The organism is Sorangiineae bacterium MSr11954 (assembly GCA_037157815.1).
Classification (GTDB): domain Bacteria; phylum Myxococcota_A; class Polyangia; order Polyangiales; family Polyangiaceae; genus Pendulispora; species Pendulispora albinea.
The window spans coordinates 4,712,808-4,729,422 of sequence record CP089984.1 but is presented as its reverse complement, the minus strand read 5'-3'; the positions used below and the strand labels follow the sequence as shown (position 1 = coordinate 4,729,422).

Annotated in this window: 13 protein-coding genes; 4 read left to right on the top strand and 9 right to left on the bottom strand. The window is 69.5% G+C overall.

Annotation, left to right across the window (positions count from 1 at the left end):
* Complete coding sequence (locus tag LZC94_18585) at window positions 1-1,407, top strand: amidohydrolase (protein ID WXB20210.1); 1,407 nt, start codon at window positions 1-3, stop codon at window positions 1,405-1,407.
* A 176-nt stretch (window positions 1,408-1,583) separates the two neighbouring features.
* On the top strand, window positions 1,584-4,595 hold the full coding sequence (locus LZC94_18580; protein ID WXB19229.1) for a carboxypeptidase regulatory-like domain-containing protein: 3,012 nt from the start codon (window positions 1,584-1,586) through the stop codon (window positions 4,593-4,595).
* Window positions 4,596-4,605: 10 nt separating this feature from the next.
* On the opposite strand, the gene LZC94_18575 is transcribed toward LZC94_18580, so the two are convergent.
* From LZC94_18575 to LZC94_18560, 4 genes are all read right to left on the bottom strand, one after another.
* Window positions 4,606-5,598 (bottom strand): hypothetical protein, encoded by a 993-nt coding sequence (locus LZC94_18575; GenBank protein ID WXB19228.1) that lies wholly within the window; start codon window positions 5,596-5,598, stop codon window positions 4,606-4,608.
* Window positions 5,599-5,728: 130 nt separating this feature from the next.
* Complete coding sequence (locus LZC94_18570; protein ID WXB19227.1) at window positions 5,729-6,217, bottom strand: Rrf2 family transcriptional regulator; 489 nt, start codon at window positions 6,215-6,217, stop codon at window positions 5,729-5,731.
* A gap of 38 nt (window positions 6,218-6,255) precedes the next feature.
* A complete protein-coding gene (locus tag LZC94_18565; protein ID WXB19226.1) occupies window positions 6,256-6,735 on the bottom strand; it encodes a carboxymuconolactone decarboxylase family protein in 480 nt (159 codons plus the stop codon).
* Between the two features lie 226 nt (window positions 6,736-6,961).
* Window positions 6,962-7,420 carry a hypothetical protein gene (locus LZC94_18560; protein WXB19225.1) on the bottom strand — a complete coding sequence of 153 codons (459 nt, stop codon included), beginning with the start codon at window positions 7,418-7,420 and terminating at the stop codon, window positions 6,962-6,964.
* 207 nt (window positions 7,421-7,627) lie between these two features.
* On the opposite strand from LZC94_18560, the gene LZC94_18555 reads away from it, so the two are divergent.
* Entirely contained in the window at window positions 7,628-8,041 is a 414-nt protein-coding gene (locus LZC94_18555) for a hypothetical protein (protein WXB19224.1), read from the top strand.
* 247 nt (window positions 8,042-8,288) lie between these two features.
* On the top strand, window positions 8,289-9,776 hold the full coding sequence (locus LZC94_18550) for a cytochrome B6 (protein WXB19223.1): 1,488 nt from the start codon (window positions 8,289-8,291) through the stop codon (window positions 9,774-9,776).
* Window positions 9,777-9,840: 64 nt separating this feature from the next.
* Here LZC94_18550 and LZC94_18545 read toward each other — a convergent pair whose 3' ends face one another.
* The 5 genes from LZC94_18545 to LZC94_18525 are packed head-to-tail and all read right to left on the bottom strand — an operon-like array spanning window position 9,841 to window position 16,614.
* The gene (locus LZC94_18545) at window positions 9,841-11,037 is read right to left on the bottom strand and encodes a metallophosphoesterase (GenBank protein WXB19222.1); all 1,197 of its coding nucleotides are present in this window, start codon (window positions 11,035-11,037) and stop codon (window positions 9,841-9,843) included.
* A complete protein-coding gene (locus tag LZC94_18540) occupies window positions 11,034-11,525 on the bottom strand; it encodes a hypothetical protein (protein WXB19221.1) in 492 nt (163 codons plus the stop codon). The genes LZC94_18545 and LZC94_18540 overlap by 4 nt, the downstream gene beginning before the upstream one ends.
* 54 nt (window positions 11,526-11,579) lie before the next feature.
* Window positions 11,580-13,610, bottom strand: coding sequence for a 3-oxoacyl-ACP synthase (locus LZC94_18535; protein ID WXB19220.1), 2,031 nt, complete (start codon window positions 13,608-13,610; stop codon window positions 11,580-11,582).
* On the bottom strand, window positions 13,607-14,398 hold the full coding sequence (locus LZC94_18530; GenBank protein ID WXB19219.1) for a hypothetical protein: 792 nt from the start codon (window positions 14,396-14,398) through the stop codon (window positions 13,607-13,609). The genes LZC94_18535 and LZC94_18530 overlap by 4 nt, the downstream gene beginning before the upstream one ends.
* Window positions 14,395-16,614, bottom strand: a complete 2,220-nt coding sequence (locus LZC94_18525; GenBank protein WXB19218.1) for a beta-ketoacyl-[acyl-carrier-protein] synthase family protein — start codon at window positions 16,612-16,614, stop codon at window positions 14,395-14,397. Before LZC94_18525 ends, LZC94_18530 begins: the two co-directional genes overlap by 4 nt.
* Window position 16,615 lies beyond the last annotated feature (1 nt).

Below are 16,615 nucleotides of genomic sequence, written 5' to 3'. Positions count from 1 at the left end.
ATGCTCTTTGGCAACGCCATGCTCTTTACCAACGCCACCCTCGTCACCATGAACCCCACGCGCGACATCGTCACCGACGGTGCGATCGCCGTCGAAGGCCCGCGCATCGTCCAGGTGGGCAAATCCAAGGATCTGCGCGGGTCGTATCCCGAGGAGCAAACGATCGACCTCGGTGGGAAGCTGGTGATCCCCGGGCTGGTCGACACCCATGTTCATCTGGCGCAGGCCATGCTCCGCGGCTCGGCCGACGAGCTCACGTTGATTCCGTGGCTGTGCGAGCGCATTTGGGTGCTGCAGGGCAATTACACGGAGGCCGACGGCTACGCCAGCGCGCGACTCTGCATCGCGGAGATGCTCAAGTCGGGGACCACCACGTTCCTGGAGGCGATGCTCGCCCACCGCTATGGCTTCGATGGTATCGCGCAGGCGGTCGAGGAGAGCGGGATCCGCGCCTGCCTCGGCGGCATCGTCATGGATGTCGGCACCTATGCCACGCAGACGGCCGCCATGCACCCCGGCATGATCGAGTCGCGCGAGAGCTTGCGCGGGGTGGTGGCCATGCACGACAAATGGCATGGCCGCGCCGATGGCCGCATCCACGTGTGGTTCGGGCCACGAACACCGGGCGGTGTCACCCCGGAGCTCTATCGCGAGATGAGCGCCATCGCCCGCGAGCGCAACATGGGCATCACCATGCACCTGGCGGAGGTGGAGGCCGATCGCACCTTCCTCCAGAGCGAATACGGCCTCTCGCCCGTGCGTTATGCGGAGCGCGTGGGGCTCTTGGGCCCGCGGAGCGTGCTGGTGCACATGATCTGGCTCGACGACGGCGATGTGGCGCTGCTCGCGCAAACGGGTACGCACGTCTCGTACAACCCCTCCTCCAACGCGAAGCTCGGCTCCGGTGTCTGCGACGTGCAGCGGCTGCTGGACCGCGGGGTCAATGTGGCGCTCGGGTGCGACGGCGCACCGGCCAACAACGACTACGACTTGATCCGCGAAATGAAGTTTGGCTCCCTGGTGCAAAAGGCGGTATCGCGGAACGCAACCGTGCTGCCCGCGGAGACGATGCTCGAAATGGCCACCCTGGGCGGGGCCCGCGCGCTCGGGCTCGAACGGGAAATTGGCTCGCTCGAGGTGGGAAAGCGCGCCGATTTCGCGGTGGTGGATCTCCATCGGGCGCACACGGTGCCGGCGTTTCGGCCCGTCTCGACCTTGGTCTACGCGGCCACCGGCGGCGATGTGGACACGGTGGTGGTCGATGGGCGGATCGTGGTGTCGGGTGGCGTGCTTCGCAGCATGAACGAGGCGGAGATCCTGGCCGAGGCCAACGCGCGCGCCGCCCAGGTGTACCGGCGCGCGGGCTTGTCCGGCGCGATGACCCGGTCGGCGTGGCCCGTGCTGTAGGCCGCCTGCGCGGCTTACGCCGGGCGATGGGCGCGCGGGAGTGCACCGCGCGCGGGGTGCGTAGGGACCCGCGGCGGGTTGGACTTTCCTGTCGCGCCCTCGATTCAAAAATTCGAAATCATTTTTACGTGCATGGGAGCGCGGAATAGGGATTTGCGTGACGCGTTCACGCCCCCATGCAAGGTCGGTTTGCGCGCGCCATTCTGCTTGGCGCCCTCTGTGCGCTGGTGGTCTTCGGCGCGCTCCGATGGCGCTACCGAGCGGCCGAGGCGCCAGCGGCGGGCGCGCAGGACGCCCCTGCCCTTTCGAACGGCGGCCCGGCGGTGGAGGAAGGGACGGTTCGCGAGGGGCTGCCACAGGGTAGCATCGCGGGCCGAATCACGGACCTTTCGGCGCGCCCCCTCGCCTTCGCAACGGTGTGCATCGCATCGCCCTTGGCGCGACCGAACCTTCCGAGCCCGATCGCTCCGCGGTGCACGGCCGCGGGCGAGGATGGGCGCTACCGCTTCGACGCGCTCGCACCGGCGAGCTACACCGTGGACGCTTCGGCGCCGGAGCACCAACCGGCGCGATGGCGCGATGACGCGCACGATGCGATGTTCGTGCAGCTCGAGGCGGGCGCCGCGCGCGAGGGGATCGATCTGGCGCTCTCACCGGGCGGCGTGCGGGTGCGCGGGCGGGTCAAGGACGTGGGCGGAGGGATCGTCGTGGGGGCGACGGTGATGGTCCAGCCGGGCGGCAGCGAGGAGAGCGGCGGCGCCGTGGTGCAGAGCAACGCGCAGGGCGAGTGGCAGGCGACCATCCCGTCGGGGAACGTCTATGTTCGTGCGACGGCGGTCGGGTATGCGCGGGGCGATGCGTCGGGGGTCGCGCCCGGCACGTTCATCGAGGTGGTGCTCGAGCCGGAGGCGGTGTTGGAAGGGCGCGTGGTCGAAGCGGGGACGGAGACGCCGGTCTCCGGGGTGCGGGTGCACGCGGGGAGCAATCCGCAAGGCGTCTTGGAGGGGTCGGACGGCGAGGGCGAAGGCATGGCCTTTACCAACGCGGAGGGCCGCTTTCGGATCCCTGGCCTTCGGTCCGGCCGCTACAAGCCGCTCGCCACCAGCGCGCGCCATTGGGGCGTGGCGCGCGAGAGCGTATTCGTAGGCGTGGGCGAGACCGAGCAGGTGCGGATCGAGGTCTCCCCGGCCTTTTCGGTGAGCGGTCGCGTGCAGTTCCCCGATGGGCGCGGCTGCTCCGACGGCTCCGTGCGCCTGGAGGATCCCGCCACACAACAGAGTCGAAGCGGACGAACCGCGCCCGATGGATCCGTGCGCATCGAGGGGCTGTCGCCCGGCACGTACGAGGTGGACGTGAATTGCTTCTTCCAGGGGTTGAGCGAGGACGCGTACGAGCCGTTGAAGATTGGGACCCAGAGCGTGTCCGGGCTGGTCTGGAAGGTGAAGACGGGCCTCACCGTGCGCGGGCAGGTGGTCGATTCGGCCGGGCAGCCGGCGGGTGGGACGCGCATCTTGGCGCGGCCCAAAGAAGGCGCAGGGTTCACGAGCTCTCCCGGCGCGGCGGAAGCTCGCCCGGACGGGACCTTTCGGATGGCCGGCCTGGTGGCGGGCACCTATTTCCTCGAGGCGGACGGCAAAGGGGCATCGCGGACGAAGGATCCGGTGGAGGTCAAGGTCGAGCGCGATGTGGACGGCGTGCGTATCGCGCTGGCCCCGCCGAGCCGCATCGAGGGCACGGTCGTCGATGCCCGCGGCGCGCCCGTCTCCGCCGTCGAGGTGACCGCCGAGCCGCTCCAGCCCGAGTCGAATCGGCCGCTCCGCTACGGGCAAGGCAGCACCCGCGACGACGGGACCTTCACCCTGGACGGCCTCGACCCCGCGGAGTACGCCGTGACGGTCGCGGGAGGTTTCGATGGCGCGCCGCGGGCACCCGGCGCCAAGGAGGACGCGCGCGATCCGCGCCGGGTGCGCGTGACCGTGCGCGCCGGCGAGACGGCCAAGGTGAAGCTGGTGGCACCGCGCCATCAAGGGACGATCCAGGGCCGCGTGGTGGGCGAAGCGGGCGAGCCGCTGTCCGATCTCTTCGTCGAGGCCGCGCGCGAAATGGACAAAGCGGAGAACGCGCCGCCGGGGGCCGGGCCCGATCTGCGCTTCGTGGTTGGGGACGGGCCGGGGCGCGGGCCAGCACGAACGGATCTCGAGGGTCGTTTCACGTTGGGGAGCCTCCCGCCGGGCTCGTACAGCGTGCGCGCGTACCGCGAGTACGGTGTGGAAGCGGTGACCCCGCATGTGCCGCTGGGCGCCAAGGTCACGATCACGATGCGGGCGACGGGGTCCATCTCGGGGGTGGTGGCCACGGCGAGCGGTGGCTCCCCGGAGCGCTTCGTCATCGGGGTGAGCGATCCCAAGGTGCACTTCATGCGAAGCGAGGGGTTCTTCCGCACCGGCGGCACATGGACCTTGCACGACGTGCCGGCGGGGACCTTCGATATCTCGGTCGACACCGCCGAGGGACGCGCCACGGGCAAGGTCACCTTGGCGCAGGGCGAGAAGCGCCAAGGCGTGCGCCTGACGCTCGCGGGCCAGGCGAGCGTGCGCGGGCGGTTCGTCGCGCTGGAGACCGGGGAGCCCGTCGCGGGCATGATCGCCACCATCTCGCCCGCGGAGGAGGGCTTTTCCATGGGGTCCTCGTTCTCGCTCAAGGGCCGCGACGCCAAGCGGATGAGCGACGCGGCGGGGTGGTTCGAGATCGAGCACGCGCCGTCGGGTCGCGTGTACCTGCATGGTTTTTCGAAGATGTTCGAGGGCGACCATGCATCGGTCATGGTGCCGCTCACGCTCGAAGCGGGAAAGACGAACGAGCCTTTGCCCATCCGCGTGGTGCGCTCCCGGGTGAAGGGCATTCCGGCCGACATCGGCTTTCAACCGCGCGGCATGCTCCCCGGCTCCGACTCGGCCCCGCCCGCCCCGAATGTCGTCGGCGGGGTCACCCCCGGCGGCCCCGCCGCCAAAGCCGGCCTCGTCACCGGCGACGAAATCGTCTCCGTGGACGGCTACGACGTGGTCGGTCCGAACAGCTACCTCCTCGAGCCGCTCACCCGCGTGGCCGAAGGCACCACCATCCATGTCACCCTTCGCCGCGGAGGCACCCTGGCCATTCAGGCGGAGAAGCGCGCGCTCTTTCCGTGACGGTGCGCGCTCACGGCCGGTGCGCCGCCACGATGGCTCGGATGCGCTGACGGCCGATGGGCACCAGGTGCGTTCCGTCGGCCTCGTGCCAGCGGACACGCGGGTACTTGGTGCGGATGGCCTCCAGGTGGTGCGGCGGGGTCATGGCATCGTAGCGCTGGGCGAAGACGTCGATGCTCTCCTGCGGAATGGCCAGCGGGTGCCGCAGCGGATCGGCCAGGCGCAGCACCTGCGCGGTGTAGCGGGGATCGCGGCGCTGGGCCAAGCGGGTGATCCACGGGTGGAGCCGGGGCAAGAGCCCCAGCTCGAGGGACATGCGCTCCATGCTCACCACGGGGCAATAGAGAATGGCGCGGTCCACGCGCTCGGTGTTCGCGATATGCAAGCTGAGTTGTCCGCCGATGGAGTAGCCGAGGACGGACACATGCTCGTAGTCGCGCGCCTCGCGCAGTCCGCGCACCAAGGTCCGCGCGCCCGTGATGGCGGCGCGCAGGTTCTCCAGCATGCACGCGGGGCTCAGGCTCACCATGCCGGTCCCTGGCCAGAGCGGGTACGTGCTGCGCTGGTGGTGGTTCATGATGGAGTAGGCCACGTCGGTCTCGGCCAGATCGTCGAGCCCGAAGAGCGCCGCCATGGCACGCGGCGAAGGGACGCCATAACAGTGGTGCACCACGAGCAGCCGGCGCGCCCGACGTACCGCGCGCGCCGGCACCAAGTGCGCGATGACGCGATGGACGGGCCTTCGCCGCTTGCCGATGTGCACATACGGGTTCTCGCCGGTGATGGTGCGCGGTGCGATTCCGTCTCCATCGACACCCCGAAGCACGGGCCGCTCCGGCACATCCACATAGAACCCGCGCCGTTGGATGTCCTCCACGATGCGGTCGAGGGCCGGATCCGGCGATAGCTCGTCGAAGCGCAAAAAAGCTGCCCCGACCTCGCCGAGCGACCAGAGCCACGTGAACGCCAGTTCGGAAGCGTACAGGGCATGACCGAGAATCATAAACCTAGGATGACATTCAGACATCGAAGCGCCACCCTCGTTGGGAGCCCTCTCCTGTACGAGCGGATGAGCGCACGACCAGGGCGCGCGAGCGCACGAGCGCACGAGCAGGAGAGAGAGAGCTGAAACTTCAGTCGATCTGTTTCAAGAGCCATGCCCGGGTCTTGCGAAGCAGGTTCGGCGAGACCTCGTTCTCCACCCGCGCTCCGATGTCCGCGATGGTGGTTTGGCGCAGCGCCTCGCGCCACGCATGATCGGCGCGGTACATGACGTCGGCGATCACGCAGACGGGGGTGAAGGTATCGCTCGGCGAAAGGCCCGGGAGATTGCGGCGGATCTCGGTGCAGTGGAAGGAGCCCTCGCTGCCTTGGACTGCCTCCACCACATCCAGCACGGTGATCCGATCGGGCGTGCGCGCAAGGCGGTAGCCACCTTTTGGGCCGAGCCGGCCCTCGATGAGCCCCGCCTTGGCGAGCTCCTGCAGCGCCTTGGAGAGGTACTCCTTGGGCACGCGATGAAACTCCGAGAGCACGTGCGCCGACAGGTATTTCCCCTCGGGGAGCGAAGCCAGGATCCCCATGCAATGAAGCGCCCACTCGACTTGATTGCGAAGGATCATGGCGCGCTTCGTTCGGGCATCGCGGTTCGGGGGCGGCGTCAGCTCAAACCGCTCTTGGCGATGCCGAGCTGTCCGTCCATGGATCCGGGGACGGATTGGAAAGGTACATTCAAACGATTCCACATGTTGATCGCGCCGACAAGCACGGTGAGATCCGAGAGCTCCTTCTCCGAGAACACCTTGCGCGCGCGCTCGTAAAGCGAATCGGAGACGCCACCGGCGATGTTGGTGATCGCCTCCGTCCACTCGAGCGCCATCTTCTCGCGCTCCGAGAACAGCGGCGATTCCCGCCACGTCGGCACGTGCAGAAGACGCAAGGTGCGCTCGCCGTCGATGGTGGCCTGCTTGACGTGCATATCGAGGCAAAACGCGCAACCGTTGATCTGCGACGCGCGGATCTCGATGAGGTTGATCAGCGACTTCTCGATGGACTCTTTGCCGGCGGCGGCGCTCAGGTCGAACAACTTTCGGACGGCGACTTTGGACTGTTCGGTGAAGGAAAGACGGGACGTAGACACGGCAGCAGCTCCTTTTCGTGCGCGGCGAGGTGATGTTTTTCCGCGCGCCTCGATTACAGATAATATGTGTCCGTAATTAGCACCGACAAGGGCCGCATCGCGCGATCGCACGAAAATCGGCCGAACGGCGCACGATCGAGCGCCCGTTCGGCAGGCTCGACGTCTGGCGACGCGCGACGTCTGGCGGCGCGCGACGTCTTGCCGGCGCGCGACGTCTGGCGGCGCTCTACGTCTTGCCGGCGCTCGCCGCGTCCATTTGCTTGGCGATGCGGCGCACGTTGGTGGCCATCAGCCGCAATGCGGGCAGGGCGGTGCCTCGCTTCTCCTCGAGCCACGCGATGCCTTGATCGACGGTGTCGAACAAGTTCTTCTCGTAGGTCGGGTGCCTACCGACCCAGCGCATCGCCACTTGGGCACCGCGCAAATGGGGATCGCGGGTGACGCAGGCGATGTACGGGTTGTAGTTCGGATGATCGGCCAGCTCGGCGAGCTGCTTGCGACGGACGGCATCGGGCCGGTCCGTGTCGAGGTAGAGGAGGACGGCGCAACGAAAAGGCAGGCGCACGGCATGAACCACCAACGCGCGCATGTCGTTGAAGGCGTGCTCCCAATCTTCGTCGCTCACGACCCCCCAGGACCACCACACGGCGAGCCCCTGTTCCCACTCTGCTCGTGAAATGTACATGCGTCCGCTTCAGATACACCTATGGGCTTTGGATGACCGCAAGAATCATCGCCGCGAGCATGGAATTTTTGGCAAGAAAGGCGATTGAATAGTAGACGCTGAGGCATGTCGGCCCCCGTGCGATGGCCCCGCTTGCCTGGTTTGTCTCGTTTGCCTGGTCTGCCTGGTTCGACGGGTTCGTCTCGTTCCACGCATCGGACATGTTACGTGCGACGTACTGCCACGTGGGCAGCGGTCGCCGCAAGCGTGGTCGGCCTCGTTGTCGTCGCCGCGTGCGGCACCGATCCATCGGGGGTGGAGTCATGCCGCCGCATCGAAGAAGCGCGCTGCCGCAAGGCCCCCGAGTGCCCCGACACGGCCGGCATCGATTTGAACCGCCCCGTTCCCAACGGCAGCGGCACCGGCGACAAGGTGGAGTCGTGCATTCTCTGGTACCGCGATGCGTGCTTGCACGGGCTGACGGTGGGCGATCCGGGCGCGGTCCAAGTGGACGCGTGCATCGACGCCATCCGAGGTGGTGACTGCAACACCGTCGCCCACCCCGAGAACACGGCCGCGTGCTCGTGGCTCGGTCCCACCGTCGATCCGCAACGGGATGCGGGCTCCGACGGCGCCAAGTAAGCGGTGAAGGCGGGTCGCCGCGGCGGCCCGTCACGGTCTGTCGCGACCTGCGCACGCTTGACGTGCAGATCGCATCACTGTGTCGCGATGGTTTTGTAGGGCATTTCGAGGCCCTTCGCACCTACCGAGGGTGGGCGGTGTGGCGGCGCGATCGCCCGGCGCGGCGAGGGCGGGTGCGGGCGATCGTGGGAGGAGCACGCGATGGAACGAACGCGGAGCGGCCTCGTTCTTGCGGAACGCGGGCCCCATGAAACGTTTGCTGCTTCGTTCGCATTCGCATTCGCGCTCGAGCTGCGCGACATGGGTCAAGTGCTTGGGGGCGTCGCTGCTCGTTGCAGCCGGCCTGGCCGCGTGCGGCGAAGGCGGCGGAACGGGCACCGCCGCGCAGAGCACCGGCGCCGACCGCGTCTTTCCAAACCCGACGTCGCCACCGCCGACCTTGGGTGACTTCGATGGCGACTTCGCCGCGTTCATGGCCAAGGCTGCCGCCCTGAAGCCCGAGATCATGCAGCGCCAGATGGCCTTGCTCCAGCTGCGCTACGATCTCGCGAACCGCGCGGAGGGCGGGCCGGCGAGCTGCAAAACGTCGCGTGGAAAGCCCGTTCAAACGGGGGTGCGCGTGAAGACGCCGCCCGGGCTCGGATTTCGGGAGCTCGCGGGGATGACGCCCGCGGCCATCAAGGACGCCGACGCGTTTCCAGCCGGGTTCCTTCCCCTTCCCCACCCGAACCACCCGGTGGGCGGCATGGTCTTTCCGGTCTCGAGCATCGACGGCATCAAGCGCCAGACGGGGCGCGATCTGACGCGGTTCGATCTCGACTTCGATCTCCCCGAGCACTTGCTGCCCGAGTTCCCGCCGGCGATCTTTCTCACAACCCGCAAGGATCTGGGCGATGTGTCGCGAGGTCAGCTCGTCACCACCGAGAACTTCTGGGCGCTGTTCAAGGACATTTTGAACCCGAAGCAGCTCGACGGGCTGCGCCTCTTGCTCACGCCCTTTCCGCAGCAGCAGTTCAACTTGACCAGCGATCGCAACTCCGCGCGCCCGAGCCTCGGGGTGGCATGTTTCGATTGCCACATCAACGGCTCCACCAACGGCGCCACGCACCAAGTGGGCGACATTCGGCCGCAGGCCATGCGCAACCGCATCGATACGACGTCGCTCCGCGGGGTGGCCATGCAACCGATCTTCGGCTCGCAGCGCGGGCTCGCGAGCGTGGAAGACTTTACCGAGTTCGAGCAGCGCGCGGCCTATTTCGATGGCGATCCGGAGGCCGCGACCCGAAAGGGGCTCAACCCGCTGGAGCGCGGAAGCCAAGTGCACAACATGGCCGAGATGCAAAAGATCCTCGACTTTCCGCCGTCGAAGCTGGATCCGCTGGGCAAGCTCGATCGCAGCCGGGCCACGGAGAGCGAGCTTCGCGGCGAGGGCCTCTTCTTCGGCAAGGCCCAGTGCGCGACGTGCCACTCGGGCGTGGCGTTCACCGACGGCACCTTGCACGACTTGCAGGTGGAGCGGTTCTTCCGCCACCGTTTGATCAACGGTCAGCAGACCAAGGACGACGGCCCGATCAAGACCTTCACCTTGCGCGGCGTCAAAGATACGCCGCCGTACTTCCACGATGGCCGTCTGCTGACCCTCGACGACACGGTCGAGTTCTTCAACCTGGTGCTCGGGCTCCGGCTGGGGGATGACGAGAAGCAGGACCTGGTCGCATACATGTGCGCGCTCTGAATCGACCGCCAGGGTGCCAAGGGCCGCGCGGGATCGGCGGGCGAACAATCGTCCGCCACGCCCGTCACCCTTCGTCGGTCGCCTCTTCGGTGCCCGGATCGTTCTCTTGTTCGACGGCTTCGATCGGGAGACGGACGCGGGCCGCGTGGACGTTCTTTCCGAGCTCGACCCGCCAGAAGGAGGGCGCGTCGCCGCTTCGGCAACCCAGGGTCAGCGAGGGGGATGCCAGGAGGCGGAAGTCGCAACCCGCCGGCTGGCGTTCTTCGCTGATGTGGCGGTGGCCGTGCATGACCACGGTGGCGCCGATCTCGTTGAAGACCTCGGCCACGGTGCGGGCGTCGTCCAGGCGCATGCCGATTTCGGAGGGGGCGCGGCGGCCGACGCCGTGCGGGAGCGGCACCACGTGGTGGTGAAGGGCCACCAGGCGATGGCGCGCGCCCTGCCACTCCTTGGTCTCGGCCATGCTGCGCAAGTAGGCGATTTGTTCGCCGCCGATGCCGCCGTTGTGGCGAAAGAAGCGGCGCTGCGGGCGGATGCACGAGTCGAGGCCGACCACGGCCACGTCGCCGTGGGCGAGCACCTTGAACCACGCGCCGCAGGGCTCGATGTGAAGACCGATGCGGCGGGCGAACGCGCGCCACGCGGCGCGCTTGGTCTCGGCGGTGGGCCGGGGACGGCCGCTGCCCGCCAGCGGAAAGAGGTACAGGTCGTGGTTGCCAGGGATGGCGAGCAAGCAGCCCTTGTCCTTGTAGCGCTGGAACGCGGCCTCCACGAGCTCGTAGCCATCGCCGTCGTCCGTGATGTCGCCGGTGATGATGACGGCGTCGACCTCGCTCTCCTCGACATAGCGGACCGCGCGGAGCAGGCGCACGTTGGAGTTCTTGGGCGTGGCCAGCTGCAAGGTGCGGAGCGCACCATCGCTGGGGACCGCCTGCGCCAAGGTGTTCGCGCGGCGGGCCTCCAGCCGGCACGCCTTGGCGGCCGCGCGCTCCACCGGATCGTGGATGCCGCCCGACTCGCGCGCGGAGGGCACCGCGTGGGCGTAGCCCTCGGGATCGACCAGGGCGAGGCGCCCGGGCCTTCCGCCGCGTTGATGGAGCACGCGCCAGCCGGCCTCCGCCCACTTCTCCTCGTAGCGGGAGGCATCGGCGTCGGCCAGGTGAACGCTGCGTTTGACGATGCGCGCGCGATCGTGGAACGTGTCCCCGAAGGTCGACACGTGCAGATCCGAGACGTGCGCGAGGACGAACGAGCCTTTCACATGCCGGCGAGGATCTTGAAGCCCTCGCCCTCGGGTACGAGCTCGAGCCGGTTGTCCGCCACCGTGTGCTTCCACTCCTGCGCTTTCACCCCGGGGATGCGGAAGCTCGCGGCATACGTGTAATCGACGAACACTTTGTGGGTCTCGGTGAAGGTCACGCGCCGATATCGAATCTCGTAGCGGATGTTGACGGTCTGCTGGAACACCGTCGTCATGAAGTCTTTGTAGCCGTCGAAGTCGAGATCGTCGTCGCCGATCGTGTTGCCGCCGTCCTCGTGGTACTGCGGGCTGACCATGGAGAGCAGCCGCCCGACATTCCGCTCCTCCACGGCGTGGCGATACTCCTCGCAAAACTTGATGACCTTGCGGTTCTCGCCCGTGTCCTCGACATCGGTGTTCGGGATGTACGACTTCGAACAACCGAAGGCGCCCAGCGCGAGCGGGAACGTGAGCAGCAGAGCGGAGGTGAGACCTTTGAACCTTGACATGACGGATGGGAACCTTTGACGGGCGCGGCGGATTCCGAGTGGACCGTCTCGTAGTTAAACTCCTTGGCGCACGAGGGTCAACTTCGCAAAACCCCAAGGTGAAGCGCTTGACACTTCGTCAGGCGGAATGGGGCGCGCGAGCGCGCGGAGCGCATGATGACCCGGCGGTCCAAGCCTATTTCCCGGGGCAAACGCGGTCTGCGCGCGATCCACGCGGGCGTACGAGGTCTTCGCGGCCGTGACGAGGAGCGCCACCGCACCGGTGCCCGGGATTGGATAGCCCGCGGCCGAGGCGAGCGCCTTGGACACAGTGTCAATTTCATCGACGGCCACCACCAGCATGCGATCGAGGTCGCCGGCCCGCACGAGCTCGACGGCGACGGCCAGCGCTTCCACGCCGCCGTGAATTCCGCTGGCCACGGCGAGCCCGGGGCCCGTCAATCCAAAGACCACGCCGCATTCGCCGGCCACCGCGTTGGGCGACGTGTACGGGAACCGGCGAGGTTCGGCCGCCGCGACGCCGCGCTCGCGCAGGCGCGCATCGTAGGTGGCGTTGGTCTCGAGGGTCGCCAGAAAATGGCCCACGACGATGCCGGCGCCGCCGAGGTGGCCGACCTCGTCCCGCTCGCGCAAGGCGGCCAGCGCGGCGACCGCAAATCGTACGAGGCCGTCGGCGCGTGCCAATTTGTCGGCCGGGTAGCGCGCGAGGGCCGCGAGCTCGGGCAACTCGGGGATCGTCTCGATGTGAACGGCGCGCGTGAGGTACACGTCGCGGGCGCGGCGCGGCGGTCCGAAGGTCGGGGTGCGGGTGAGCACGAGCGACGCGTTCGCGCCGCCAAAGGCGGCCGAGAGCTTGAGCGCGGCCTCGATCCGGCCTTCTTCGGCGCGCTCCAAGAGGCGCACGCCCAGCGCGGGGTCGATGCCGTTCGCCTCGGCGGTCGCCGGCAGGATGCCGCGGCGGAGGGCCTCGACGCACGCCAAGGTTTCGAGCGCACCCGCCGCGCCCAGGGCGTGCCCGAGCTGGGCTTTGGCCGGGTGAACGACGGGGGCTTGGCCGGGCAGGACCCTCTGCATCGCGTGCCATTCGGCGGCGTCGTTGAAGGGGGTCGCGGTGGCGTGGGCGCTCACCAGATCGATGAACTCGGGCGCGAGGAGCGCGTCGTCGAAGGCGGCCTGCGCGGCGCGGGCCATGCCGCCGCCGGTGCGATCGGGGGCCGTGATGTGCACGGCGTCGCTGGAGGCGCCAAAGCCGGAGACGAAGGCGATGGGCTGGGGCGGTGAGGTTCGTCCGGCCTGCGGGGCGGGGCCGAGCTGCGCGCGGGCGGCCGGCACGAGGGCGAGCAACGCGGCGCCCTCGCCGAGGGCCATGCCGTCGCGGCCGACGCAGAACGGGCGCGGTGGAAGGGTCGCGGTGGTGGCGCGCAGCACTTCGAAGCCCGAGGCGACGAAGACGCTGATGGCGTCGAAGCCGCCCGCCAGGGCGATGTCGCATGCGCCCGACTCGAGCCAGCGGAGGGAGAGGCCGATGGCCACCGTGGAGGCGCAGCACGCCGTCACCAGCAGGGTCGCGGGGGAAAATGGCGGCGGGGCGTCGCCCGAGAACGCCGCCACCATGGGCGCGAAGTACGTGGCAGCGGCGGCCTCTTCGCGCGACGGCGTCGCCCCCGCCCGCAAGGTCGCAAAGAAGCGCTCCGCGCCGCGCATGCCGCCGCTGGACGTGGCGAGCGCAAGGCCCACCCGCAAGCTGCGCCACCCCGGGAGCACGCGATCGAGCTCCGCCGCGCACGACGCAAACGCCTTGCGGAGCAGCCGCTCGGCGTGCGCGACGCCAAGCTCCTCCGAAGCGGAGGCGTCCCCCGAAGCGCCGGGATCACCCGAAGCGCCGGGATCGCCCGAACCGCACACGGCGCGCGCCGCGAAAGGTCGCGCAAAGCCGGCGCGCCGCAGGTGCTCGTCGGGGGCGATCCCGAGCCGCGCCCGCTCGCCGGGACCGCCCACCCCGCACGCCTCGGCCCCTTCGCCGAGCGACGAGACGGCACCGTAGGCCACGATGGCCGCGCCGCGCGCGCGTTCGCCGGTGCTCACAGGGCGAGACCCCGCGCGTCGGGATCCACGAACGCCGCCGGATCGGGGGACTGATCCGACAGCGCTTCCACTTGGATCTCGATCTGCAACCCCGTGGATCGTTGCGTGTAGAATGCACGATCCCCTGCCCCCGGCCTCACGGCGCGCGCCACCCACTCGAGCCGGTCGACGTCCATCTCGCCGGACGCATCGCCGGCATCGATCGCCTCGCGCCGGACCGCCACGAAGTGCCGCGCCGTGCTGGGCCCCGACGCGCGCGCCGCGCGGTGCGGAAGGTCGTGCAAGGTCACGGTGGCGCGGCCGTCGCGCAGCACGAACACGCGACCGCCGCGGCGATCGGGGGCGATGGAGAGCAGGCGCCCATCGAGCGGCTCGAGGAACCACCAGCGGAAGAAGCCCACGGGCACGTCGTACGTCCGCTTGCCGTCATCGCCGCGGCGCGTGAGATCGAGCGCCGGGACCGAGAAACGCCAGGCATCGTGCGTGACCCACACATCGAGCGCCGTTCGACCGCCCGGGCCGATCAGCACCAGACGCATCGCCCGGCGCGGATCGACGGCCACCGCGCCGCGGCCTTCGATCACCTTGCCGGTGCGCGGCTCGCGGAGCGCCACGCGAATCAGCTCCACGTACGGCTCGCGCGGCGTGTCGCTGCGCATCTTCGCGAGCTCGGCGCGCGCGTGGGTCCAGTCGGCCTGGGAGACGGGCACCACCGGCACGGGCTTCCTCGAGCACCCCGCGTTGGCCGCGAGGACCAGCGCGGCGAGGGCCGCCGCGGTCCGCCTCACGGTGCGACCAAGCGCAGCGCATAGCCGCGCCCTTGGGTCACGCCGATGACGAGCGCGTCGGAGGTGCGCCCCTCGCCGAGCTCCGCGGCCGCTGCCGCCAGCGCCATGGCCCCCAGCGCATCGTGCTCGCCCCCCGCGCGATCGCACACCTGTTGGGCGACGTTGCGCCAGGACGAGCCCGCGAGCAGCGCATCGACGTCCGGATCGGCGCGCGGCACCACCACCCGCGCGCGCTCGGGCGTGCGCGGCGGCTCGAGCGGCACCAGCGGGCTGCGATCGTGCGCGCGCCACGTGAGCAGCTGCGCCACCTCGCCCAAGACGCGCGCCCCGCGTGCGCGCGCGTGCTCGCGCTCCTCGACGATCACGGCCGCGGCGCCCTCGGAGCGCGCGCGGATGCGCGGCTCGCCCGGCGTGGCGCGTTGAAAGAGGACCGCCAGCCTGCGCTCCACGATGCTGCTCGCCTCTTCGTAGCCGCCGGCGGCCATCACATCGGCCTCGCCGCCCTCGATCAGCTCGATGGCCTGCGCCCACGCGCTCTCCCCGCTCGCCGCCAGATCGGCGGTGGCCAGCACAGGCCCTCCGACGCCCAAGTAAATCGAGACGTGCCCCACGGGCGAGCTGGGGACCAAGTTGGGAAAGTCCGCCGGGCTCGCGAAGCGGGGCCCCTTCTCGAACAGGCGGTGCATGAAGGCGGCCGAGGCCGAGATGGTGCCGAACGAGCTCCCCACCACCACGCCCATCCGCTCGCGCACGCTGCGCTCGAGCGCGCCCGAGTCGCCCAGCGCGCGCTCGGTCACCAGCGCCATCATCCGCGAGGCGCGGTCGAGCCTGCGCGCGCGCGCGAGGTTCAAGCGCGACGCGAGATCGAAGGTCACCGCGCGCGCCGGCTCCGCCTCTTTTTCGCCCAGCACGTCGCTCGCGTCCGCGGTGCCGCGCAGCCCTTGGGGGGTCAAGGTGGATGCCCCCGTGACGACCACCTTGCGGCCGCGGCGCGCGCGCGCCGGAACGAGGCCCGGCTGCACGATCACGAGCGCGCTATCCATGCCGCCGAAGCCAAACGAGTTGGAGATGGCCGCGCGCACCCGCATGGGCCGCCCCACCCCCGCGACGTGCACCAGCGGGCACGCCGGATCCGGCTCCTCGAGCCCCGCCGTGGGCACCACCGCCTGCTTCTGCACGGCCAGCGCCGTGATGCCGGCCTCAATGGCGCCGGCGGCGGCCAACGTATGACCGATCTGCCCCTTGCACGTCGACACCGGGATGCGCGCGAGCTCCGCGCCCAAGGCCTGGCCCAGCGCGGCCGACTCCATGGGATCGTTCAGCGGCGTGCCGGTGCCGTGCGCGTTGACGTAGTCGATGAGCGCCGGATCCACGCCGGCGTCGCGCAAGGCCTCGGCGATGATGCGCCCTGCGGCCAGGCCCGAGGGCTCGGGGTTGGTGATGTGGTGCGCCTCGGCGCCGAGCGACCAGCCCGCGAGCTCCGCGATGGGCACCGCGCCGCGGCCGAGGGCCCGGGGTGTGCGCTCCAGCACCAGAAACCCGGCTCCCTCGCCCAAATTGAGGCCGCGGCGGCGCCGGTCGAACGGCCGGCATGGCTCGGGATCGATGGCCGCGAGGGCGTTGAAGCCGCTCAAGGTCAGACGGCAAAGACCGTCGGTGCCTCCGGCCACCACCGCGTCGACCCTCCCCGAGAGCAGCCAGTGCGCGGCGACCACCAGCGCGTTGGCCCCGCTCGAGCACGCGCTCGACAAGGTGCGAATTTGCCAGAAGGGGCCGATGGCCTCGTCCAAGCAATCGCCGGTCGACGTGAGCGGATGTGCGAGCATCTCCAGCAGCGCCTCTTGCGCGCCCGGATCGACGTGGAGCTCGGCCAACCGCGCCTCGGTCTCGAACATGCCCCCGGTGGTGGCGCCCACCACCAGACCGACCCTCGTCCGTTTGGGATCGATGCGCGCCTGATCCATCGCTTCGCGCGCCGCGAGCAGCGCGAGCAAGGTCGAGCGGGACCACGCGCCGCCCTGCTGATCCTTGGGCGCCGCGTCCATCGTGAGGTGGCGCACGGCGCCCCCGAGCACGGCGCGCTGTCCCGTCGTATCGAAAAGATCGATGGGAAAGATACCGCGTTCGCCCCGCATGAGCGCGGACCACGTGGCATCGCGCGTCTCACCCACGGAGGTGATCAGACCGATGCCGGTGATGGAGATCGGTCCGGTCAAC

Bases quoted from the DNA above. Each gene is read 5' to 3' on its own strand.
- LZC94_18540 (WXB19221.1), bottom strand. From the start codon at position 11,525: ATGTCAAGGTTCAAAGGTCTCACCTCCGCTCTGCTGCTCACGTTCCCG.
- LZC94_18550 (WXB19223.1), top strand. From the start codon at position 8,289: ATGAAACGTTTGCTGCTTCGTTCGCATTCGCATTCGCGCTCGAGCTGC.
- LZC94_18560 (WXB19225.1), bottom strand. From the start codon at position 7,420: ATGTACATTTCACGAGCAGAGTGGGAACAGGGGCTCGCCGTGTGGTGG.
- LZC94_18570 (WXB19227.1), bottom strand. From the start codon at position 6,217: ATGATCCTTCGCAATCAAGTCGAGTGGGCGCTTCATTGCATGGGGATC.
- LZC94_18585 (WXB20210.1), top strand. From the start codon at position 1: ATGCTCTTTGGCAACGCCATGCTCTTTACCAACGCCACCCTCGTCACC.
- LZC94_18580 (WXB19229.1), top strand. From the start codon at position 1,584: ATGCAAGGTCGGTTTGCGCGCGCCATTCTGCTTGGCGCCCTCTGTGCG.
- LZC94_18575 (WXB19228.1), bottom strand. From the start codon at position 5,598: ATGATTCTCGGTCATGCCCTGTACGCTTCCGAACTGGCGTTCACGTGG.